Origin of the sequence: Butyrivibrio hungatei DSM 14810 (assembly GCF_900143205.1) — a bacterium.
GTDB lineage: Bacteria > Bacillota > Clostridia > Lachnospirales > Lachnospiraceae > Butyrivibrio > Butyrivibrio hungatei.
The window spans coordinates 33,067-53,857 of the sequence record NZ_FRDH01000003.1 but is presented as its reverse complement, the minus strand read 5'-3'; the positions used below and the strand labels follow the sequence as shown (position 1 = coordinate 53,857).

Genomic DNA, 20,791 nt, shown 5'->3' with positions numbered 1-20,791 from the left:
TTTATAATGACAACGACTAAGATCAGATCGTTTCAGCCAAATGGCTATCAGGATACAATAAAAAAAGGTTTAAGTGCCATACATAGCTTTAACAGCGGTATGTCCCTCGGGAAAGATGATGATATAGAGCAGCTTGACAGATTAAAAGAAGAAATAAAGACAGCTGATGCTATTGTTATTGGAGCCGGGGCAGGACTTTCTACTTCCGCAGGGTTTACGTACAGTGGAGACCGGTTTAAAAAGTGGTTTTCTGATTTTGAAGAAAAATATGGTTTTCAAGACATGTATTCAGGAGGGTTTTATCCATACAAAACCAAGGAAGAGTTCTGGGCATATTGGTCAAGGTATATCTACATCAACAGATACCTTGATGCACCTAAAGATACTTATACAAAACTTTATAACCTTGTTAAGGATATAGATTACTTTGTGATTACTACAAACGTGGATCATTGCTTTCAGAAAGCAGGCTTTGATAAGAAAAGATTATTTTACACTCAGGGAGATTTTGGTCTGTTTCAAAGTCTGAATCCTGCAATTAGGGAAAACTTTGATAATGAACGCTATTTTTGCATCCGAGATATCAGCGGCTTTTGCCAAAGTCATAGATATGAAGGATACGTATACCAACGGCCATTCTGAGAGAGTTGCAAAATATACAGCCATGATCGCAAAAGAGATGGGGTATGACGAAGAGACTGTTGAAAAGTATTATCGTATCGGTCTGTTGCATGATGTAGGAAAAGTTGGAATTCCGAAAGCTGTGCTTAATAAGCCCGGTAAACTTACAGATGAAGAATATGACGTAATAAAAGAGCATACTACAAAGGGACACGAAGTGCTTAAAGATATAAGTGCTGTACCTGAACTTGCGGTAGGTGCGCTGTCTCATCATGAAAGGCATGACGGAAAAGGCTATCCCAATGGACTTTCAGGGAATGACATTCCTGAGGTGGCACGTATTATCGCGGTCGCAGACAGTTTTGATGCTATGTATTCCGACAGGCAATACCGTAAGCAAATGGATTTTGAGAAGGTGCTGTCAATAATCCGAGAAGTCTCCGGGACCCAGCTTAACCCTGAAGTGGTTGATGCATTTTTCAGATTGGTTGATAAGGGTGAAATAAGAGCGGTAGAAGCAAGAGAAACGGCCGGAAATGAGAGTCTGCCTGATTAAAGGTTACGCGATTAACCCATTGCTATCATCGGCTTTTTATACTAATAATACTGTTAAGGATTATTAGGGGAGGCAAGTGATGGCAGAAGAATCTTTTTTCAAAAAATCAATGAAGATTGCAGTCCCTGTTGCATTACAGGCCATGCTGCAATCTTCTTTTTCTATGATCGATCAGGTTATGGTGGGACAGCTTGGAAAGACAGCCATAGCTGCTGTAGAAGTTGGCGGTAAGCCGGGCTTTGTCTTTGCCTTTGTCAGCGGAGCGGTGGCAACGGTAACAGGCATCATGGTTTCTCAGTACATGGGAAAAGAGGATGATGAAAAAGTCGATGTGAGTATGTCGGTGAATCTGCTGGTCATGATGGCGATAGCTCTTTTGACCACAATGGCATGTCTTCTTATTCCGCAGATGCTGACCGGAATATTTACGAAGGATGCGGCTGTCATTAAGACCGGAACCGATTATGTACGCATAGTTTCACTGGTTTATCCTCTTTCGGGAATAGCTTCTATTCTGGCGGTGCAGATAAGGTGCAATGACCATTCGGAATATCCCTTATACATCAGTGCCGTGGCGGCCATCGTCAATACAGCGCTTAACTTCATCCTGATCTTCGGACATCTTGGTGCACCGGCTCTTGGAGTTAAAGGCGCAGCCATTGCCAGCGTGGCATCTCAGGTTGTTAATCTGGCTCTCATGATCCGATTTTATAATAAGATCTGTAAATTCCGTTTCTGTATCAAACTAAGTGAAGTAGAATTAAAACAGTACATTACAATCCTGTTCCCAATAGTGTTTAATGAATTTATGTGGACTGTGGGACAGAATGTAAATACCTTTATTTACGGACACATGGGGACAGACGAGCTTGCGGGCATGTCTCTTACAGGTCCGGTCCAGGGCTTGTCAATCGGAGCTCTTTCGGGACTTGCACAGGCAGCAGGGATCCTCATCGGAAAACGCCTCGGAGAGCAGGAATATGACAAGGCCTATGAGGAGTCCAGGAAGCTGTGTCTATATGGCTTTGCTGGCTCGGTAATTTTATCAGCAGCCTTGATATTGCTGAGAAGCCTTTATGTGGGCCTGTTTAAGGTTGATGCAAATGTCGCTGCGATCGGTGGATTTTTGCTTCTTGCCTTTGCAATTCTGGCGCCGGTCAAGGTCCAGAACATGATCCTGGGCGGCGGTATAATAAGAAGCGGCGGCAGGACCAAGTACATTATGATAATAGATCTTTTGGGAACCTGGCTTGTGGGAGTACCGCTTGGACTCTTTACCGGCCTGTATCTCAAGCTTCCGATTGTCTGGGTGTATTTTATACTGTCCCAGGAAGAACTGGTAAGATATATCATAACTGTGTTTATGTTTAGAAGCAGAAAGTGGATGAACACCATAGAATAAGGGCAAATAATGTGGGATGAGAACAAAGTAAGGATCATAGATATTGCAAATGATCTTGGAGTCAGCACGGCCACAGTATCAAATGTACTGCATGGCAAGACCAAAAAGATATCCGATGCAACGATCAAAAGGGTCGAGCAAAAGCTAGAGGAAAGCGGCTATATTCCCAACATGGCTGCTACGCTCCTGGCCAGAAACAATTCAAGGATTATCGGAGTCGTGGTCAACAACCATGAAAAGTATGAGGGAAGAGTTTTAGAAGACCCTTTTATCAGTTCTGCCATTAACTATTTATCCGACGAAATAGAAAATGCAGGGTACTTCATGATGCTCAAAAAAGCGAAAGAGATCATGGATGCCGTGCGCTTTTCTTCAATGTGGAACCTGGACGGTCTTATCATAATCGGCTTTTGCGAGAATGAATACAAGAACCTGAGGGATCACATAAGAATTCCCTTCGTTGTTTACGACGGCTTTATGAAGGAGCAGGGCCGCATCAGCAACGTGACCATAGATGACTTTGACGGCGGCAGACAGGTCGGGGAATACCTTAAGAAGAATGGACATAAGAAGGTGCTGTGCATCTCTGATAACAACGTATGTATGGACCTTGACAGATTTAACGGCCTTAATCGTGGCCTCGGGAAGGATGCCGACTTCCTTATGATTCCGATGAGCAGGGAAAAGAGACAGCTCTTTTACCAAAAGAATCTGGAGAAAATAAAGAAATATACCGCCATATTCGCAGTTTCCGACTACTATGCAATTGACATTATGGTATTCTTAAAGAGCTGCGGAATATCCGTTCCGGAGGATATTTCTGTTGTTGGCTTTGACGGAAGCAGTGACTGTCAAAGGGTTGTGCCCGTGCTTACATCTGTGTACCAGAATAATGAACTGAGGGCTAAGATGGCTATGGAACTGCTTCTTAAGATGCTGCAGGATAGCAGCTTCTCCCAAAGCGTGTGTGTTCCTGTTAAGCTCGTGTGGGGAGAAAGTGTTAGAAACTTGTGTGAATCGGGAGGAGAAAAATAACGGAAATAAAGAGAGTTTCCGAAGATGAAAGAACAGGCGAATTTATAAATGTTGAGTTCTCTGATTATTGGCGCATGGAATTTTCAAAAAAGCTAATTTTTTTGTCAAATCTGACTATTACGTGAGCTCAAAAAAATCTGTATCATAACCGAGTAATTGAATGCCGCCCAGCGGGCAGGCGATTTATGAATACTGGGTTGTAACCGAACACGTGTAAGTGAAGACTCGCTTACCGTGTTCTTTTTTTACGGATTTTAAGGAGGTAAAAATGAATCAGAACACAAATAACTATCTAGCAGAAGAGAGGATAGGAAAGCTTCTTCTCAAGTTTTCAATTCCCTGCATTATGTCGCTGCTCGTATCGTCACTTTATAACATAGTGGACCAGATTTTCATTGGAAGAGGCGTAGGATATCTTGGAAATGGTGCAACAAATGTTGTTTTTCCAATCACAGTTATATCACTTGCGATTGCTCTGATGCTTGGGGATGGCGCTGCTGCATATCTTAGTCTTTGTCAGGGTAAAAAAGATGTGAAGTCCGGAAATAAGAGCATGGGCAATGTTGTAATGCTTCTTGTGGCATTCGGAGTTATAATGGCAGTTCTTTTTGCTGTATTTAAGTCACAGATCCTTACAGCGTTTGGAGCTACTGAGAACAACCTTCCATATGCAAATGAGTACTTTGATTACATCATTTTGGGAATTCCTTTCTTTGTTGTCGGTAATGGCCTTAATTCCATTATCAGGGCTGATGGAAGCCCTAAATTTGCCATGATTACTACTCTTGCAGGATGCATCATCAATGTGATTCTTGACCCTGTTGCAATTTTCGCCCTTCATATGGGAATGAAGGGAGCTGCTATCGCGACTATAGCAGGTCAGATTGTTACAGCAATCTGCGGAATTGTGTACATTCTCTTCAGGGCAAAGACCTTTAAGCTCACTTTAAAAAACATGACTCCTGATATGGTCGTAATAGGTAAGTTTGTCCCTCTTGGAATAAGCAGTTTCTTAACACAACTCTCTATTGTGGTAATCATGGGTGTAATGAACAATGTTCTTGTTAAATATGGAGCAATGAGTAAGTATGGCGCTGATATCCCACTTACAGTAGTAGGAATTGTTATGAAGGTATTCCAGATAGTAGTATCGGTATGTATCGGAATTGCCGCAGGTTCTCAGCCTATCGTTGGCTACAACTATGGAGCAGGAGAATACAGAAGGGTAAAAGAGCTGTTTACAACAATCCTCAAAGCTGAAGCAATTGTAGGGCTGGTTTCAGTGCTTTTATTTGAGCTTTTCCCTCTTCAGATTACATCAATATTTGGAAGTGAGGACGGTCTTTATAATGAATTTGCGGTTCTTTCATTCAGGATTTTCCTTTCAATGATCATTCTGACATGTATTCAGAAGTCTACTAGTGTTTTCCTTCAGTCTCTTGGAAAGCCAGTAATGGCTATGGGACTATCATTACTCAGGGACTTTGTATTAAGTGTTCCGCTTGCCATTTTTCTTCCTATGTTCTTTGGCGTAGAAGGAGCTCTTTTATCAGCTCCTGTAGCGGACATAGTAACTACAGTAGCTGTTGTTCTGATGTCCATAAATGTTGTAAAAGAGCTTGACTCCAAAATCAACAGCGATGAAGATGACGCTAAAGAAGCACAAGTGGCTTGATTTGCATCGTCGATAATCAGAAGTTAATCGCACAACTTCAAGTTTGTGCATATAGAAACACTTTTGTAAAAAGGGAGATACATTTTCATGATAGAGATCCCGTAAAAGAAGCTGATTGTCGATTATGGCAGTCAGCTTTATTTTTTGCATTGACATGCACGCAATGACTACATTAAAATGAGGGTGGACAAGTACACGCATTGACTACATTGACGGAGGTAGCCTATGAAGAAAGATATTTATGATGTAGAAGGCATCAAGATTGAAGTTGAAAGAACTGACAAGGATGACAAAGACGCTGAGCGTCGTAAGACAGCTTACATGTTTAAAGTAATCAGGGAACAGTCAGGTATGAATCGTACAGAATTTGCCAAGTGGCTTGGAGTTCCTTATAGAACTATGCAGGAGTGGGAGCTTGGACGTAGACAGATGCCTGACTATGTACTTCGTTTGATTGCCTATAAGGTAGCAAATGAAAAACGCGAAGGGAGGATCTGATATGAGTAGAGTATTAGTAAAAATCCTATTGGCACCGATAATTCTTCCAATGATAATTGTAATGAGCTTACTAAGCCTGATGATCACGATAGTAGCAAGCGGTTATGAGAATGTAGCAGGTCTTCCGATGAAACTTGTTGGCATCTGTATCCTTCTTGCACTTTTTACTAAGTCCTGGCTTGCAGCTGTATTATTCGGAATTATACTTGCTATGGGATATCTTGTAGTTATATTGGCAGCATTTGTTTCATCATTATTAGATGTTGGAAGGAACTCTTTAGCCACATTTATGCTATCGAGATAATCCTTTGCCTGTCTGTGCCCCATAATTTCCCCATCGGTGCCCCAAAAGTTCCCCATTGGTGCATCTTTTCAATGGATTTTGGACGTGTTATATTTACAATGGGTCAAGCGAACGGAACACAGCACCGGTTGCAAAGCCCATTTTCTTTTGCAAAAGAATAAAGGTATTTTAAGCGTCAGCCTAGATTTAATAAGTCATAGGTCTGGCGCTTTTCTTATGCCTGTAACCAGCCAGCGGATGACGATCCAAGGCCAATCGCAAACAGAAAGGAAAAACACACTTATGGATTATGAAAATTTCAAAGAGCAGTTCGTTGAAGATGTAAAGGAAAAGCTTTACGAGCTGGGAACTGAAGTTGACATCACTGTAAACACAGTAAACAAGCTCAATGAGAGCTATGAGGCTATGACGGTTAAGCCTGAGGGCAGCAACATCGGAGTGAACATCGGAATCGACAAGTTCTACGGAGCAACGCAGGACGGCATCTCCTATGATGATGTGGTAGATAAAGCTGTGAAGGCTATTTCAGATGGCTTTCTCAATCAGCCTCAGATCGACGTAGCTTCTCTTACAGACTATGATCAGATGAAAGATAAGCTGGTCATGGAGGTTGTTTCTGCTGAAACTAATAAGGAGATGCTTGAAAATGTTCCACATCAGAACATTGAAGACATGGCTGTTGTTTACAGATTTGTTCTTAATTCTGATGATGAGGGCAGAGCTTCAATCCTTGCTACTAATCAGATGATTGAGAACATGGGGGTTACACCTGAGCAGCTTCATGCAGATGCTCTGGAGAATGCACCTCGTATCAAGCCTGCTGAGATCAAGGGCATGGGCGAAGTTCTTGCTGAGATGATGGGAGTTGAGCAGGCTGAAATGATGGGGCTCTATCCTGTAAGACCTGAGGATGAACAGATCTTTGTAGCATCTGTACCTGATAAGGTTCACGGTGCCGGAGTTCTTGCTTATCAGGACTTCATGGATCAGGCTGCTGAAAGAGTAGGTGGTGACTTCTATATCTTACCTTCGAGCATCCATGAAATTCTCATTGTTCCTGACAATGGAAAGATGGGACTTTCAGATCTTGAGAATATGGTAAAGGAAGTAAATGCAACTCAGGTTGCTCCTGCTGATAAGCTTACAGACAACGTTTACCACTACGATTCCCAGGCTAAGATCTTTGAGCTTGGTGAAAAGTTTGTGGAACGTCAGGCAGAGCGTGAAGGCCAGGACATCGATAAGGAGGAGAAAGGCTCCGTGATCGGTGAACTGAAAGCAAAAAAGGAAGAGGTTGCTAAAGCGCCAAAGAAGGAAGCAGTTGAAAAGGCAGCTAAATCGAAGGGCGGAGAGGCAATCTGATCCTTCAGATTTCAACAAAAAATAAACAATAGCTGGTGGGCTAAAAGCGTCAGGCTGAGAGTGAATCTCCGGTTTGGCGCTTTTCTTATGCCCGGAAAGGATAAGAATATGTCAAAAACAGTCGTAAACGGAATGGGCGGGGCACCAAAAACAGTCACAAGATCAGTAATCGGTCAGAAGGAGCCGGTTGCTCATCCAAAGAATTGTAAGAATGAGTGCCCATATGGCTATGGCAGAGCGTTTTGCTGGCCTTGTATGGCAAAAATAATGGCAGAACACAGAACTGTAAAAAGGGTGACTCCACAGGAGGCATAAAGCTATGAAATTTGACTACTTTTACAACGAGCAGTCAGAGAGTTACAGCTTTTACCGAACTCCGAAAGTGTTTTTTACAGATGATAGATTCAGATGCCTGTCCTCAGATGCCAAGATCCTCTACGGGATACTTTTGGACCGGGTATCTTTATCAGCCAGAAACAAATGGATTGATGAGCAGGGCAGGATCTTCGTCTACATGACAATCTCCAGTATTGAGAAATCCATTGGCAGATGTCATCAGAAATCCTGCAAACTTCTCGATGAGCTTGAAAGAATAGGTCTGATTGAGAGAGTAAAGCAGGGCCAGGGTAAACCCACCAGGATTTATGTGAAGAACTTCATAGTGGTATGTGGTTCATATTCCAAGAAGTATGAGAAACATACTCAGGGTAGTATGTCTGACATACCTCTAGAAGTATGTGAATCATCCTCTAATAATACTGAGATTAATAATACTGATATTAGTAATAACAATCCTATCTTATCAGGGAATAATGTGGATAACGATATGGATAAGGATATGGATGAGAGAAACGCATATCGTGAATATCTTATGGAACAGCTTAGTATGGAAATTCTTTACGAGAGGTATCCATTTGAAAAGGAAACACTTGAAGCAATTATGGATATGATGCTGGATGTGATCTGCTCCAAGAGGAAAACTATCCGGATTGCTGGTGATGATAAGCCTGTCGGCATAGTGAAGTCGCAGTTTTTGAAGCTTAATTCATCACATATTGAGTATGTCATGGACTGTATGCAGCATAATCCAGTAAAAGTTAGAAACATCAAGCAATATCTCTTGGCTGCTATTTATAATGCACCACTTACTATAAACAGTTATTACCAGGCTATGGTCAACAATGACATGGCTGAGGGACGTATTTAACGGAGGAAAAGAAAAATGGGAGATATTATCTCAATAACATTAGATCCTACAAAGGATGGAATTGTAGGAAAGGTAGATACTATGGTGGCTACATCAGGAAAGTATGTAGTCATCGGAACAAATGCAGAGCATAGGTTTATCTCGGAAAAACAGTTTGATGCATACACTGATGAGCTTGGTAAGGACGATAGACTGGGGCTTCTTATTGTTAAGGACTTCATGATCTATTATGACAAATCAAAACTGATTGAAGTGGATGACTGCAAATACCTGATAGGCAGTTTCTTGCTGGTAGAGATTTCCACTGATGGTACGGGAGCTTATTCCAGATTGGGAGAAGGCGATGTCGAATGTGTCAAAAAGACCCTTTCAGATTATTGTGCAGACCTGATAGTAGATGGTGAGCGTTACAGTGCGCTTTGTGTGGATTAAGGAGGGATAGAAGTTGGAAGCATTTTGTATAGGGATTAACCCTGATTTTGAAAGCACCGGCAAGCTTTTTGAGATTGGAACAATCAACCTGGATGGAATAGGAGCTCTGATCATAGGTCCAAACATGCAGGCAAGAAAAGCAGATCTTTTGAAGGTCATGGATGTTTTGGAATGTCTTTCCGGACATATGGACTGCGCATTAATAAGCGGAACGCCATTTGTGGCTTTTTTCTATAAAGGTAGAATCGTTAAACTTCAGGAAAATGAGTATATCAGAGGAGCAATGATAGTTTTTAAGCTGACTGAATATGGCATTGAACTTCTTCATGATGAGGATTATAAGGCTGCCTTAAAGGAGATGGAAAGTCGGAGGACAGTCATTACTGTTGATGAGCGTTGTTACACCGCTTTTAAGACAAACTAAGGAGGATGAGATGAGTAGAACAATACCGAGAGCTTATGTTACAGCAGCATGGAGCAAGAACCGCGTGGATGCGGAAGATCAGGCAAGAAAGTATTGCAGCGAGTTGGTAAAAGCAGGATATCTTCCTCTTTGCCCGGTACTAGCATTTAGCGGGATTATTTCAGAGGATGATCCTGATGGAGAAAAGAAGCGCAGAGAGATGTCTGAGGACCTTTTAAAACGTGCCAGATTTCTGGTGGTATGCGGTAAAAAGATAAACGATGACGTTCGTGCAGATATTTCCGTAGCAAAGCGTTCCAAGGTGATACCTACAACACTGGAGGGAGTTTTGGAATGTGGTGAATAATGCAATGATGACAGAAAGGAAGTGATTCATTGGAGGAGGAAGTATCCAAAAAAACAGTAAACCTGGCTTGGCAAACAACAAAATTGTCAGTTAGGGGCATCTATAAATATGTAAAAGCTTATCTGGAACAGCTTGAGAAAGATAAAGTCAAAAGAAAAGCTGCGAAGAATACTCCCATAAAGGGGAAGCAGACTGTTAAGCAGCTTGTAGGTCAAGGACAGGGTGTTTCCAGTATGGAGATAGGTGATTCCGGAATCAGAGATTTCAAACGTATTGCCAATAAATATGGTGTAGACTTTGCCATCACAAAGGACAAAACAGTAGATCCGCCAAAATACACTGTGTTTTTCAAGGCAAAGGATGCGGATGCTATAACCTCGGTTCTAAAGGAATATGCGGCTAAGCAAACCAAGCGTAAGAAATCCATGGAAAAGGATCGTCCAAGTATCTTACAGAAGCTTAAGAAGTTCAAGGAACTTGTGGCAAACCTGCCTCACAAAGCAAAGGAAAAGATAAAGGAGCCGGAACGATGAATAATAAAACCAAAAAGCTCCTTATCCTCAACATTCCTTATGTTGTTGTGGGAGCAATCGCTACAAATATCGGTGAAGCATTCCGTATTGCATCAGGTACAAATGCCTCAGAAAAGGTACAGAGCCTGGTGCTGGATGGATGCTTCGGAACAGCATTCTCAAATCCTTTGCCGAGTCTGAATCCTATAGATCTACTTGTGGGAATTGGTATAGGCGCGGCACTGAGACTAGCAGTTTATCTAAAGGGAAAGAATGCAAAAAATTTTCGTCACAATAGAGAATACGGGTCAGCCCGTTGGGGCAAAAGGGAAGACATAGAGCCTTACATCGATCCGAATTTCCAAAATAATGTGATTCTGTCGCAAACTGAGAGGCTTACGATGAACAGTAGACCCACAAATCCAAAATATGCAAGAAACAAAAATGTGCTTGTCGTAGGTGGTTCTGGATCAGGTAAGACGAGGTTTTTTATTAAACCGAATATTTTGCAGATGCATTCAAGTTATGTTGTTACTGATCCGAAAGGCACTGTGGTAAATGAAGTGGGTAACGCACTTGTAAAGAATGGATACAGGATGAAGATCTTTAATACCATCAACTTTAAGAAGTCGATGCATTACAATCCATTTGCTTATGTGCATGATGAAAAGGATATCCTGAAGCTCGTCACTACCTTGATAGCCAACACAAAAGGTGAAGGTAAGGCAGGTGATGAATTTTGGGAGAAAGCAGAAAAACTGCTGTATTCGGCGCTTATAGGCTATATCCATTATGAAGCTCCGGAAGAGGAACAGAACTTTTCAACTCTTCTGGAAATGCTGAATGCAATGGAGGTCAGGGAAGATGATGAGGAATTTAAGAATCCGGTTGACCTTATGTTTGAGGAACTGGCAGAAAGAGATCCTGATCACTTCGCGGTAAGACAATATGCCAAATATAAATTAAGTGCCGGCAAAACTGCAAAATCTATACTCGTGAGTTGTGGTGCAAGACTTTCGCCCTTTGATATTAAGGAGCTGAGAGAGATCACATCTTATGATGAGCTTGAGCTTGATACCTTGGGTGATAAGAAAACAGCATTGTTTCTCATTATGTCAGATACAGATGCAACCTTTAATTTCCTGATTTCCATGGTTTACACTCAGCTTTTTAATCTGCTCTGTGAAAAGGCAGATGATGTATATGGTGGTAGACTTCCGGTTCATGTTAGATGCCTTATTGATGAAGCAGCCAATATCGGACAGATACCGAATCTGGAAAAGCTAATGGCAACCATACGAAGCCGTGAGATTTCAGCTGCACTTGTACTACAGGCAAAATCACAGCTTAAGGCTATTTACAAGGATAACGCTGACACGATCACAGGCAATTGCGATAGTCAGATTTTCCTTGGTGGCTCTGAACAGACAACCCTGAAGGAACTCAATACTGTCCTGGGTAAGGAAACAATTGACATGTACAACACCGGAGAATCTAGGGGTACGTCACAGAGTTACAATATGAATTATCAGAAGCTCGGTCATGATCTTATGAGCATTGATGAGCTGGCGGTCATGGACGGAAGCAAATGTATAGTGCAGGTCCGTGGTGTAAGACCATTTTTGTCAGATAAATATGATCTGACTCAGCATCCGAATTATCCACTTACAGCGGATGCAGACAAAAGGAACTGGTTTGATATAGAGAAGTTCCTTGATCACAACTTAATATTGAAACCCGATGACGAATATGAAGTCATCGAACTTGATGAAGAATAAAGCCCACTGAGGTGTCAATAAAAGGCATTTCAGCATGGGCTTTTTCTTATGCCCAAGACCAGGCTTTTAAGCTGTGAGGGCAAATAAATATGCGCGCATATCCCTGAGTCAGTCGACGGACTCACGGAAAGACAACTGAATATGGAAAAAGCAGGCTCCAAATAAATCACACATTATAAGGAGGATAACCAAAAACGCAGTTAGAAAGAGTTGTTTCAGCAAAAGAAGCAGCTCTTTTTATATTTGGAGTCTGCAAACAAAAAACTACAAAATAACAATCATCTGCGTTTTTGGTTTTTGACATTATGGCATTTTTTAATAGCGCAGTAGGCGTACTTCAGACACTCGTTGTAGCACTTGGTGCAGGTCTTGGAATTTGGGGAGCAATCAACCTTATGGAAGGATACGGCAATGATAATCCCGGCGCAAAGAGCCAGGGAATGAAGCAGCTCATGGCCGGAGGTGGTGTTGCCCTCATCGGAACTACACTTGTTCCTCTTCTTTCCGGACTTTTTTAATCGGTCCGAAAGAGCCGGAGTCAGGGCATAAAACCCTGGCTCCATTTTGAGAAGAGGAGGTAACAAGTGGACAGCATTATTGAATCGATTGAAGAATGGCTAAGAGGTCTGCTTGTTTCAGGCATTATGAACAATCTGAATAACACCTTCAACTCAGTTAATACTCAGGTAGGTGAGATTGCAACAGAAGTAGGTACGACACCGGCAAGCTTTTCACCGGCAGTTTTCAACATGATTAAGAACCTGTCAGAAAATGTGATTATGCCGATTGCCGGAATACTTCTGACTTTCATAGCCTGTTACGAGCTTATACAGCTAGTCATCAGCCATAACAATCTGGCAAACTTTGAGACCTGGATCTTCTGGAAATGGATTTTCAAAACCTTTGTAGCAGTAACACTAATCACAAATACGATGAATATCACAATGGCAGTATTTGATGTGGCGCAGCATGTTATATCAAATGCAGGAGGAATAATCTCAGGCAGTACAGCGATAGATGCAAGTACCCTGGCAAGCATGGAATCAACACTTGAGGCCATGGAAGTGCCGGAGCTTTTATCCATATTCTTGCAGTCTTTTATTGTGCAGTTCCTGATATATCTTTTGTCAGCTCTGATTTTTGTCATTGTATATGCGAGGATGATTGAGATCTATCTTATGGTCAGCCTTGCACCAATCCCCTTTGCAACCTTTGGAAACAGAGAGCAGAGCATGATTGGTCAGAACTATTTGAGGTCATTGTTTGCACTGGGATTCCAGGGATTTCTGATCATGGTCTGCGTCGGAATATATGCAGTACTGATTCAGTCAGTAGCATTCACGACAGATATCATTGGCTCTCTTTGGGGAGTCATGGGCTATACGGTTCTTCTTGCGTTTACGCTTTTTAAGACCGGAGCAGTAGCCAAGTCAGTGCTTCACGCACATTGATGAAGAATACAGTGACAAAAACTGTCACAGTAAATGTCACTGTAAATCAAAAATAAGAAAGGATTTTCAGATATGGCAGCATCGTATATTTCGGTGCCTCGTGATCTTACAAAGGTCAAAAGCAAAGTGATGTTCAATCTGACTAAAAGACAGCTGATCTGCTTCTCTGTGGCGGCACTTTTCGGAGTGCCGTCATTCTTTCTGATAAAGCAGATTGCATCCGTAAGTACAGCAGCCATGGGAATGATGGTTATCATGATGCCGTTTTTCTTCCTGGCTATGTATGAAAAGAACGGTCAGCATCTTGAAGTCCTGTTAGGACATCTTATAGAAGCAACCTTCGTAAGACCAAAACAGAGGCCTTATAAGACAGACAATAACTTCTCGGCATTAGTAAGATATGAAAAAGCTCAGACAGAAATCGATGAGATCATCATGTATTCACAAGCCATGAGAGATGACAAACACAAAAAAGAAGGAGGTAAGGATTCTTGATTTCACTATTTAAGAAGCAGGAGAAAAGAGATTTCAAAATGCCTGCTAACCTGACAAGGGCTGAGCAGAAAGAAATCAGAGAGATCATAAAGAATGCTCAGAAAAATGATGGCATTCCAAGAACAGCCCAGCAGAGCATTCCATTTGACAGGATGTTTCAGGATGGTATCTGTAGGATCGGAACAGACTACTATACCAAGACAATACAGTTTCAGGATATCAACTATCAGCTTGCTCTTCAGGAGGATAAGACAGAGATTTTCGAGGAATGGTGTGCCTTTCTTAACTTCTTTGACAGCTCAGTACATTTTGAGCTTTCCTTCATGAACATGGCTACAGATATTGATGATTTCAGGACCAGCATTGCGATTCCTCATGCAAAAGACGGTTTTGACAGCGTAAGAGATGAGTATAGCACCATGCTCTTTCATCAGATGGAAGCAGGCAATAACGGTCTGACAAAAACAAAATATCTGACCTTTGGCATCCATGCGGATTCTATGAGGGCAGCAAAACCAAGGATTATCCACATTGAGACGGATATCCTTAATAATTTCAAAAGACTTGGAGTACAGGCGAAAATCCTGAACGGAAAAGAGCGCCTTGCTCTTATGCATCAGCAGTTCCATATGGGAGACAGGGATAAGTTCAACTTCGATTGGAAATATCTACTGGGCTCAGGTCTTACAGTAAAAGACTTCATTGCACCAAGCAGCTTCAACTTTCCAAATGGAAAGAAGTTTCAGATGGGAAATATCTACGGAGCCATGAGCTTTTTGTCCATTGATGCCTCTGATATCAGTGACAGGATGCTGGCAGATTTCCTCAATATGGAATCAAGCCAGATCGTAACCATGCACATCCAGTCAGTAGATCAGAATGAGGCGATTAAGACAGTAAAACATACAATCACAGAGCTTGATAGAAGTAAGATCGAGGAGCAGAAAAAGGCGGTTCGTGCCGGGTATGATATGGACATCATCCCCTCTGATCTAGCTACTTTCGGCAATGATGCGAAAGACCTGTTAAAAGAATTGCAGAGCCAAAATGAGAGAATGTTCCTTCTGACTTTCCTTGTGATGAATACAGGGCGTACTGAACAGGAGCTTGAAAATAATGTGTTCCAGGCAAAGTCCATTGCTCAGAAGCATAACTGTAATCTTGTAAGACTCGATTTCCAGCAGGAGCAGGGGCTTATGTCGAGCCTTCCGCTTGCACAGAACCTTATCGAGATTCAGCGTGGCATGACTACAAGCTCAACAGCGATTTTTGTACCGTTCACTACTCAGGAGCTTTTCCAGGCAGGAGATGAAAGCTTGTATTATGGCTTAAATGCTCTTTCAAACAACCTGATCATGGTAGACAGAAAGCTTCTTAAGAACCCTAATGGTCTTATCCTTGGTACTCCGGGTTCCGGTAAGTCTTTTGCTGCAAAAAGAGAGATTGCAAATGCATTCCTGGTTACGGATGATGATGTAATTATCTCAGATCCAGAAGCCGAGTATGCACCACTGGTAGAGCGTTTCGGTGGTCAGGTCATTAAGATCAGCACCACTTCGACGCAGTATATCAATCCTATGGACATCAACAATAACTATTCCGATGACGATGATCCTGTGTCATTAAAGGCAGAGTTCCTGTTATCGCTGTGTGAGCTTATCGTTGGTGGTAAGGAAGGTCTTCTTCCGGTAGAGAAGACCGTAATCGACAGATGCATCCGTAAGGTCTACAGAGATTATTATGAGAATCCTGTACCGGAGAATATGCCTCTCTTGGAAGATCTTTATAATGAGCTTTTGAAGCAGGATGAGGCAGAGGCAAGGCATGTAGCCACGGCTCTTGAAATTTATGTAAAGGGGTCTCTGAATATCTTCAATCATAGAACCAACGTAGATATCACAAACAGAATCGTTTGCTTTGATATCAAGGATCTTGGTAAGCAGCTAAAGAAAATTGGAATGCTTATCGTTCAGGATCAGGTCTGGGGCAGGGTTTCCTCCAACAGAAGTGAAGGACGTTCTACCAGATACTACCTTGATGAGATGCATCTTCTGTTAAAAGAAGAGCAGACAGCGGCCTATACGGTAGAGATATGGAAGCGCTTCAGAAAGTGGGGCGGTATTCCTACAGGTATTACGCAGAACGTCAAAGATCTGCTTGCATCCAAAGAGGTAGAGAATATCTTTGAAAATTCAGACTTCGTATATATGCTGAACCAGGCTGTAGGTGACAGACAGATTCTTGCCAAGCAGCTCAATATAAGTCCACATCAGCTATCCTATGTCACACACTCAGGAGCCGGTGAAGGGCTTATTTTTTATGGCAATGTAATCCTGCCATTCGTAGACAGATTCCCTACAGACATTGAGCTCTATCGTATCATGACAACCCGCTTGTCTGAAATCACAGAGGCAAAAAAGGAAGAAAAATAAAGGAAAGGATGCGGATAAATGAATGAAGGAATCTACACGAGGGATAAGGGCAGATCCAAAGCTAAGAAAGAACCTGATTATACAGCAAAGAAAAAGTCTCATGCCGGGAAGCTGAAAAACGAAACTTCTCAGGCTGAGGCTATGAGAAAAAAACTCCGTACCGGAAAAGTTGATATTTCTGAAAGTGCAGAAGCTATCAAAAAGCGTAAGAAGCTTCAGAAACAGGGCAGAAAAAAGATCTATTCCGATGCAGCTGTATCAAGGACAATTCACAGCCAGGTTGATAAGGCTAATGAAGATAACAATGCAGGAGGCGATGCAGTAAATTCTGTTACAGAATTAGCGGAAGACCTCGGATATGCGGCAAAGATGAAAGAACTAAAGAGTTCTGATAAAGGCGGATATTCTGAGAAAATCCATGGGAGGACGGAAACAAAAAATGTAAAGCCGGGATCTAAGGAAGTTCAGAAGAACCTCATGAAAAAGGAGATCCAAAGGAATGCTTTTAAGGCTCAGGCAAAAGAAACCGCCAATGCTTCCTACAGCATTACAAAAAGATTCACAGATAAGGCTGAGGATATGGCAGGGCGTATTGCTGAGATGATAAAAGAATTTGCTGAGGAGCATCCCCTTGGACTCATCATAGCTCTTATTGTTCTAATCGTTGTTCTTGTAATGTCAGGGACTCTTACTTCTTGTTCCATGATGGCAGGCGGAACCAACAACATGCTGGTTGGTACAAGCTATACAGCAGATGACAGTGACATCCTTGCTGCTGAAGCTGACTACAAAGAGCTGGAAGCTGATCTTCAGGATCAGATAGACAACATTGAGGATGACTATCCTGATTATGACGAGTACAACTATGATCTGGCTGAGATTGGTCATAATCCTTTTGAGCTTGCAGCACTTCTTACGGTTCTTTACGAGGATTATACGGAAGAGGAAGCCCAAGAGATTCTGGAAACAATCTTCGAAGCTCAATATGAACTGGAAATTGAAGAAGTTGTTGAAACCAGGACAAGGACGGTCACTGATGATGAGGGGAATGAGTCAGAGGAAGAATATGACTACTACATCCTTAATGTAAAACTCACAAATGAAGGAATCAGGGCAGCCCTTGATGAGGTAGGGCTTACTGTAGATCAGATCAGACGCTATGAAGTCATTGTGGAGATGAAAGGCAATAAGCCTGACATTTTTGGTGATGATCCTTATGTAGGAGGCTTCTCGCCAGGAGAATATGATGACTATGCTGTTCCGGGTGAATATCTTACAGATGCTCAGTTTGCAAATATGCTCCGTGAGGCAGAGAGATACCTTGGATATCCTTATGTCTGGGGTGGAAGCAAGCCAAGCACAAGTTTTGACTGCTCTGGATTTGTAAGCTGGGTTATCAATCACTGTGGAAACGGCTGGGACTATGGAAGGCTTACAGCGAATGGATGGAAGAATGCTACTGCAAGAGTCCATGAAGGTGATGTAAAGCCGGGAGATCTGATTTTCTTCCAGGGCACCTATGATACGGCAGGCGCAAGCCATGTTGGAATTGTTGTAGATCCTGTTAATAAGATCATGATCCACTGCGGCAATCCGATTCAGTATGCAAGCTATGACACACGGTACTGGAGAGCACATTTTTACTGCTACGGCAGAATCAGATAGGAGGATGATGAAACATGTATGAGAGATTAGATAAGCTCCGCGCTGAGGTTAAGCGTATGGAGAAAAAACTTGAAGATGATAAGGCAAGGCTTAAGGCTGCACAGCAGAGATTGCAGGAAGCTGAAAATTCACAGATCCTTGCTGATGTTGGAGCACTGAACTTATCACCAGAGCAGCTTGCAGAGTTCCTTAAACTTGTGGCAAATGGTCAGGCCGGTAATGCAGGCACTCAGGCAACTGTTGTAACTACAGCTACGGACAAAGCTGATGTAGCTGAAACAAAGGAAACTGATTCGGAGGATGATTTTGACTGGGAGGATATCGAAGATGAAAAATAAACTGAATATCAGAGGTAGATTACTGGGAGCTGTGGCAATTGTCGCAGCTTCTTTTATTGGAGCGACACCTATCACAGCATTTGCAGGTGGTCCTGATTGCACCTGTGAGCACAAGTGTACAGCGGATAAAATTGATCCGGACTGTGAGCTTTGCAAATACGATTACACCATGTGTGAGGGTGAAGATCCTGTGGAAACAGAACCGGAAGAACCTACAGAACCTGAGGAAGAAAAGTGGGGACCGCTTACACCTGATGGCAACATGACTCTTGTTGATGACTACGGCACTCTTGAAGCAGGAGGCAAGCAGTTCATCACTGTTGTTACAAAGTCCGGCAACTATTTTTATATCATTATAGATCGTGATGATGAGGGCGAGGAGACAGTTCACTTCCTGAATATGGTCGATGAGTCAGATCTTTTAGCTCTGATGGATGAGGAAGAGGTAGATAAATATCTTGCAGCTACAGGTAAGGAAAAGCCTGAGGAAACAACAGAAGAACCTACAGAGGAACCGGAGCCGGAGCCTGAGCCTGAAGAGCCGGTACAGCCTGAACCAGAAAAGAAGAAAAATCCTACAGGAGCCATGGCACTGATCCTACTCTTAGCAATCGGTGGTGCAGGAGGCTATATCTACTTTACTAAGATTAAGACCAAAAGAAAAACGGTAACTACCGTAGATCCTGATGCTGATTATAACGAGGATGAGGATGAATATCTTGCAAGTCTCCCTGATGATCTGGATGAGGATTATGAGCTATCTGAGGATTCGGCAGACGAAGCAACAGATGAAACGGAGGAAGAGTAATGGCGAGAAAATCACGATACAGCGAATATGCGAAAGCAGTGTATGGAGAGCAGGGCAGTGTCCCTGCTCTTTCAATTAGGGACAAACTTTCCAGGATGAAAGAAAAGTCCAAAGAGGTAAATAAAAAGCCTGATAAGAAGGGAAAGGAGGGTGAGTAAACATGGCATATGACAAAAATAATTTTGATCCCAAAGCAGCTGCTGAAGCCAGAAAAAAGGAAATGGAAGAGATCACCACAAAACTTGAAAAAGGCGTTAAGGATATCTTTTCCTCGGATAACTTCAAGGATTATCTGAATTTCTGCGCCAAGCTTCCCAGGTACTCTGTGAACAATCAGATCCTTATCATGATGCAAAAACCTGATGCAACCATGTGTCAGTCCTTCACCGGCTGGAAAGAAATGAACCGCCATGTGGTAAAGGGTGAGAAGGGAATCAGGATTCTTGCACCTGCTCCTTACAAAATGGAACGTGAGCAGGACAAGCTGGATGCAAACGGCAAGGCAATCCTTGATAAAGATGGTGAGCCTGTAAAAGAAAAGGTTGAAGTGACAATCAATGCCTTTAAGCCTGTCAGTACTTTTGATGTGAGTCAGACTGATGGCGATCCGCTTCCAACACTTGGAATTGCAGAACTTACCGGAAGTGTGGATGGCTATAAGACGCTTCTCGATGCAATCACAGAAGTAGTTCCTGTACCCATCACTTTTGAAAACATTGAATCCGGTGCAAAGGGATATTTTCATTTGGAGGATAACCGTATCGCTGTGCAGGAGGGCATGAGTGAAGCCCAAACTGTAAAGACTATCATCCATGAAGCAGCCCACCAGGCTCTTCATTCCAAGAATGCACTGGAAGCTTCAGGAGAGAAAAAGTCGAAGAATCAGAAAGAGACAGAGGCCGAATCTGTAGCCTATGTAGTCTGCCAGCATTATGGCATAGACACTTCTGATTATTCCTTTGGCTATGTCGCTTCCTGGTCTGAGGGAAAAGAAGTGCCTGAGCTTAAGGCATCACTTGACACAATCCGCAGAACTGCATCAGAGATGATTCAAAAGATTGATGACAAGGTTCAGGCTCTTACCACTGTGAAAGAGATTGATGAGTTCATGGAGGTTCATGGTGATGAGCTCCCTTTCGCTGATCCGGAGGCTGACCAGCCGGTTGGCTATATCAAGATCACACCTCCGGTTGATTTCAGTGATTTTAAGAATGATAAAAAGATCACTCTGACGGCTGAACCCAAAGCTGAATCCAAAGAAAATGCAGAGGAATCCAAAGAAAAGAAGGATGAAACCAAAGAAATTGCTAAGGCTGAGAAAAAAACTGCCAGCCGGAAATCTGCAAAGAAGACTTCCGTAAAGGATAAGCTCTCTGCCGGAAAAGAAAAAGTATCAAAGACAAATAAAACAAAAACTGAGCCGAAGAAAGATCTTCAGGCCGCTATGTAA

24 protein-coding genes are annotated in these 20,791 nt (G+C 42.4%); all 24 read left to right on the top strand.

Annotation, left to right across the window (positions count from 1 at the left end):
• Positions 1–6 precede the first annotated feature (6 nt).
• Positions 7–642, top strand: coding sequence for an SIR2 family NAD-dependent protein deacylase (locus tag BUA02_RS00290; protein ID WP_330393288.1), 636 nt, complete (start codon positions 7–9; stop codon positions 640–642).
• Entirely contained in the window at positions 557–1,177 is a 621-nt protein-coding gene (locus BUA02_RS00285; protein WP_083572575.1) for an HD-GYP domain-containing protein, read from the top strand. Before BUA02_RS00290 ends, BUA02_RS00285 begins: the two co-directional genes overlap by 86 nt.
• A 79-nt stretch (positions 1,178–1,256) precedes the next feature.
• Positions 1,257–2,579, top strand: coding sequence for an MATE family efflux transporter (locus BUA02_RS00280; RefSeq protein ID WP_072700038.1), 1,323 nt, complete (start codon positions 1,257–1,259; stop codon positions 2,577–2,579).
• Between the two features lie 9 nt (positions 2,580–2,588).
• Positions 2,589–3,614, top strand: coding sequence for a LacI family DNA-binding transcriptional regulator (locus BUA02_RS00275; RefSeq protein WP_072700036.1), 1,026 nt, complete (start codon positions 2,589–2,591; stop codon positions 3,612–3,614).
• A gap of 268 nt (positions 3,615–3,882) precedes the next feature.
• Positions 3,883–5,289 (top strand): MATE family efflux transporter, encoded by a 1,407-nt coding sequence (locus tag BUA02_RS00270; RefSeq protein ID WP_072700034.1) that lies wholly within the window; start codon positions 3,883–3,885, stop codon positions 5,287–5,289.
• 225 nt (positions 5,290–5,514) lie between these two features.
• Entirely contained in the window at positions 5,515–5,787 is a 273-nt protein-coding gene (locus tag BUA02_RS16030; RefSeq protein WP_072700032.1) for a helix-turn-helix domain-containing protein, read from the top strand.
• A 1-nt stretch (position 5,788) separates the two neighbouring features.
• On the top strand, positions 5,789–6,091 hold the full coding sequence (locus tag BUA02_RS00260; protein ID WP_072700030.1) for a hypothetical protein: 303 nt from the start codon (positions 5,789–5,791) through the stop codon (positions 6,089–6,091).
• Between the two features lie 282 nt (positions 6,092–6,373).
• Positions 6,374–7,453, top strand: a complete 1,080-nt coding sequence (locus BUA02_RS00255) for a DUF5688 family protein (protein ID WP_072700028.1) — start codon at positions 6,374–6,376, stop codon at positions 7,451–7,453.
• A gap of 108 nt (positions 7,454–7,561) precedes the next feature.
• Entirely contained in the window at positions 7,562–7,768 is a 207-nt protein-coding gene (locus BUA02_RS00250) for a hypothetical protein (protein ID WP_072700025.1), read from the top strand.
• A 4-nt stretch (positions 7,769–7,772) separates the two neighbouring features.
• Positions 7,773–8,660, top strand: coding sequence for a DUF6017 domain-containing protein (locus BUA02_RS00245; RefSeq protein ID WP_072700023.1), 888 nt, complete (start codon positions 7,773–7,775; stop codon positions 8,658–8,660).
• Positions 8,661–8,675: 15 nt separating this feature from the next.
• Entirely contained in the window at positions 8,676–9,092 is a 417-nt protein-coding gene (locus tag BUA02_RS00240) for a hypothetical protein (protein ID WP_072700021.1), read from the top strand.
• Between the two features lie 13 nt (positions 9,093–9,105).
• Positions 9,106–9,516: a hypothetical protein gene (locus tag BUA02_RS00235; RefSeq protein ID WP_072700019.1), complete on the top strand. Its 411-nt coding sequence runs from the start codon at positions 9,106–9,108 to the stop codon at positions 9,514–9,516.
• A gap of 10 nt (positions 9,517–9,526) precedes the next feature.
• A complete protein-coding gene (locus BUA02_RS00230; RefSeq protein WP_072700017.1) occupies positions 9,527–9,862 on the top strand; it encodes a DUF7768 domain-containing protein in 336 nt (111 codons plus the stop codon).
• Between the two features lie 29 nt (positions 9,863–9,891).
• Entirely contained in the window at positions 9,892–10,395 is a 504-nt protein-coding gene (locus BUA02_RS00225; protein WP_072700015.1) for a PcfB family protein, read from the top strand.
• Positions 10,392–12,152 carry a VirD4-like conjugal transfer protein, CD1115 family gene (locus BUA02_RS00220; protein ID WP_072700013.1) on the top strand — a complete coding sequence of 587 codons (1,761 nt, stop codon included), beginning with the start codon at positions 10,392–10,394 and terminating at the stop codon, positions 12,150–12,152. The genes BUA02_RS00225 and BUA02_RS00220 overlap by 4 nt, the downstream gene beginning before the upstream one ends.
• A gap of 305 nt (positions 12,153–12,457) precedes the next feature.
• Entirely contained in the window at positions 12,458–12,670 is a 213-nt protein-coding gene (locus tag BUA02_RS00215; protein WP_072700011.1) for a Maff2 family mobile element protein, read from the top strand.
• Between the two features lie 66 nt (positions 12,671–12,736).
• A complete protein-coding gene (locus BUA02_RS00210; protein WP_072700009.1) occupies positions 12,737–13,603 on the top strand; it encodes a VirB6/TrbL-like conjugal transfer protein, CD1112 family in 867 nt (288 codons plus the stop codon).
• A gap of 72 nt (positions 13,604–13,675) precedes the next feature.
• Entirely contained in the window at positions 13,676–14,098 is a 423-nt protein-coding gene (locus BUA02_RS00205; RefSeq protein WP_072700007.1) for a PrgI family protein, read from the top strand.
• Positions 14,099–14,136: 38 nt separating this feature from the next.
• Positions 14,137–16,530 carry a VirB4-like conjugal transfer ATPase, CD1110 family gene (locus BUA02_RS00200; protein WP_072701154.1) on the top strand — a complete coding sequence of 798 codons (2,394 nt, stop codon included), beginning with the start codon at positions 14,137–14,139 and terminating at the stop codon, positions 16,528–16,530.
• Between the two features lie 18 nt (positions 16,531–16,548).
• Complete coding sequence (locus tag BUA02_RS00195) at positions 16,549–18,195, top strand: C40 family peptidase (protein WP_072700005.1); 1,647 nt, start codon at positions 16,549–16,551, stop codon at positions 18,193–18,195.
• Positions 18,196–18,209: 14 nt separating this feature from the next.
• Positions 18,210–18,533, top strand: coding sequence for a DUF4315 family protein (locus tag BUA02_RS00190; protein WP_072700002.1), 324 nt, complete (start codon positions 18,210–18,212; stop codon positions 18,531–18,533).
• Positions 18,523–19,341, top strand: coding sequence for a DUF4366 domain-containing protein (locus tag BUA02_RS00185; RefSeq protein WP_072699999.1), 819 nt, complete (start codon positions 18,523–18,525; stop codon positions 19,339–19,341). The genes BUA02_RS00190 and BUA02_RS00185 overlap by 11 nt, the downstream gene beginning before the upstream one ends.
• On the top strand, positions 19,341–19,499 hold the full coding sequence (locus BUA02_RS15745) for a hypothetical protein (RefSeq protein WP_176756628.1): 159 nt from the start codon (positions 19,341–19,343) through the stop codon (positions 19,497–19,499). Before BUA02_RS00185 ends, BUA02_RS15745 begins: the two co-directional genes overlap by 1 nt.
• A gap of 2 nt (positions 19,500–19,501) precedes the next feature.
• A complete protein-coding gene (locus BUA02_RS00180) occupies positions 19,502–20,791 on the top strand; it encodes an ArdC family protein (RefSeq protein WP_072699997.1) in 1,290 nt (429 codons plus the stop codon).

Excerpts from the sequence above, each read along its gene's own strand:
- BUA02_RS00290 (WP_330393288.1), top strand. The coding sequence starts at position 7 with ATGACAACGACTAAGATCAGATCGTTTCAGCCAAATGGCTATCAGGAT.
- BUA02_RS00285 (WP_083572575.1), top strand. The coding sequence starts at position 557 with ATGAACGCTATTTTTGCATCCGAGATATCAGCGGCTTTTGCCAAAGTC.
- BUA02_RS00280 (WP_072700038.1), top strand. The coding sequence starts at position 1,257 with ATGGCAGAAGAATCTTTTTTCAAAAAATCAATGAAGATTGCAGTCCCT.
- BUA02_RS00275 (WP_072700036.1), top strand. The coding sequence starts at position 2,589 with ATGTGGGATGAGAACAAAGTAAGGATCATAGATATTGCAAATGATCTT.
- BUA02_RS00270 (WP_072700034.1), top strand. The coding sequence starts at position 3,883 with ATGAATCAGAACACAAATAACTATCTAGCAGAAGAGAGGATAGGAAAG.
- BUA02_RS16030 (WP_072700032.1), top strand. The coding sequence starts at position 5,515 with ATGAAGAAAGATATTTATGATGTAGAAGGCATCAAGATTGAAGTTGAA.
- BUA02_RS00260 (WP_072700030.1), top strand. The coding sequence starts at position 5,789 with ATGAGTAGAGTATTAGTAAAAATCCTATTGGCACCGATAATTCTTCCA.
- BUA02_RS00255 (WP_072700028.1), top strand. The coding sequence starts at position 6,374 with ATGGATTATGAAAATTTCAAAGAGCAGTTCGTTGAAGATGTAAAGGAA.
- BUA02_RS00250 (WP_072700025.1), top strand. The coding sequence starts at position 7,562 with ATGTCAAAAACAGTCGTAAACGGAATGGGCGGGGCACCAAAAACAGTC.
- BUA02_RS00245 (WP_072700023.1), top strand. The coding sequence starts at position 7,773 with ATGAAATTTGACTACTTTTACAACGAGCAGTCAGAGAGTTACAGCTTT.
- BUA02_RS00240 (WP_072700021.1), top strand. The coding sequence starts at position 8,676 with ATGGGAGATATTATCTCAATAACATTAGATCCTACAAAGGATGGAATT.
- BUA02_RS00230 (WP_072700017.1), top strand. The coding sequence starts at position 9,527 with ATGAGTAGAACAATACCGAGAGCTTATGTTACAGCAGCATGGAGCAAG.
- BUA02_RS00220 (WP_072700013.1), top strand. The coding sequence starts at position 10,392 with ATGAATAATAAAACCAAAAAGCTCCTTATCCTCAACATTCCTTATGTT.
- BUA02_RS00215 (WP_072700011.1), top strand. The coding sequence starts at position 12,458 with ATGGCATTTTTTAATAGCGCAGTAGGCGTACTTCAGACACTCGTTGTA.
- BUA02_RS00205 (WP_072700007.1), top strand. The coding sequence starts at position 13,676 with ATGGCAGCATCGTATATTTCGGTGCCTCGTGATCTTACAAAGGTCAAA.
- BUA02_RS00200 (WP_072701154.1), top strand. The coding sequence starts at position 14,137 with ATGCCTGCTAACCTGACAAGGGCTGAGCAGAAAGAAATCAGAGAGATC.
- BUA02_RS00195 (WP_072700005.1), top strand. The coding sequence starts at position 16,549 with ATGAATGAAGGAATCTACACGAGGGATAAGGGCAGATCCAAAGCTAAG.
- BUA02_RS00190 (WP_072700002.1), top strand. The coding sequence starts at position 18,210 with ATGTATGAGAGATTAGATAAGCTCCGCGCTGAGGTTAAGCGTATGGAG.
- BUA02_RS00185 (WP_072699999.1), top strand. The coding sequence starts at position 18,523 with ATGAAAAATAAACTGAATATCAGAGGTAGATTACTGGGAGCTGTGGCA.
- BUA02_RS15745 (WP_176756628.1), top strand. The coding sequence starts at position 19,341 with ATGGCGAGAAAATCACGATACAGCGAATATGCGAAAGCAGTGTATGGA.
- BUA02_RS00180 (WP_072699997.1), top strand. The coding sequence starts at position 19,502 with ATGGCATATGACAAAAATAATTTTGATCCCAAAGCAGCTGCTGAAGCC.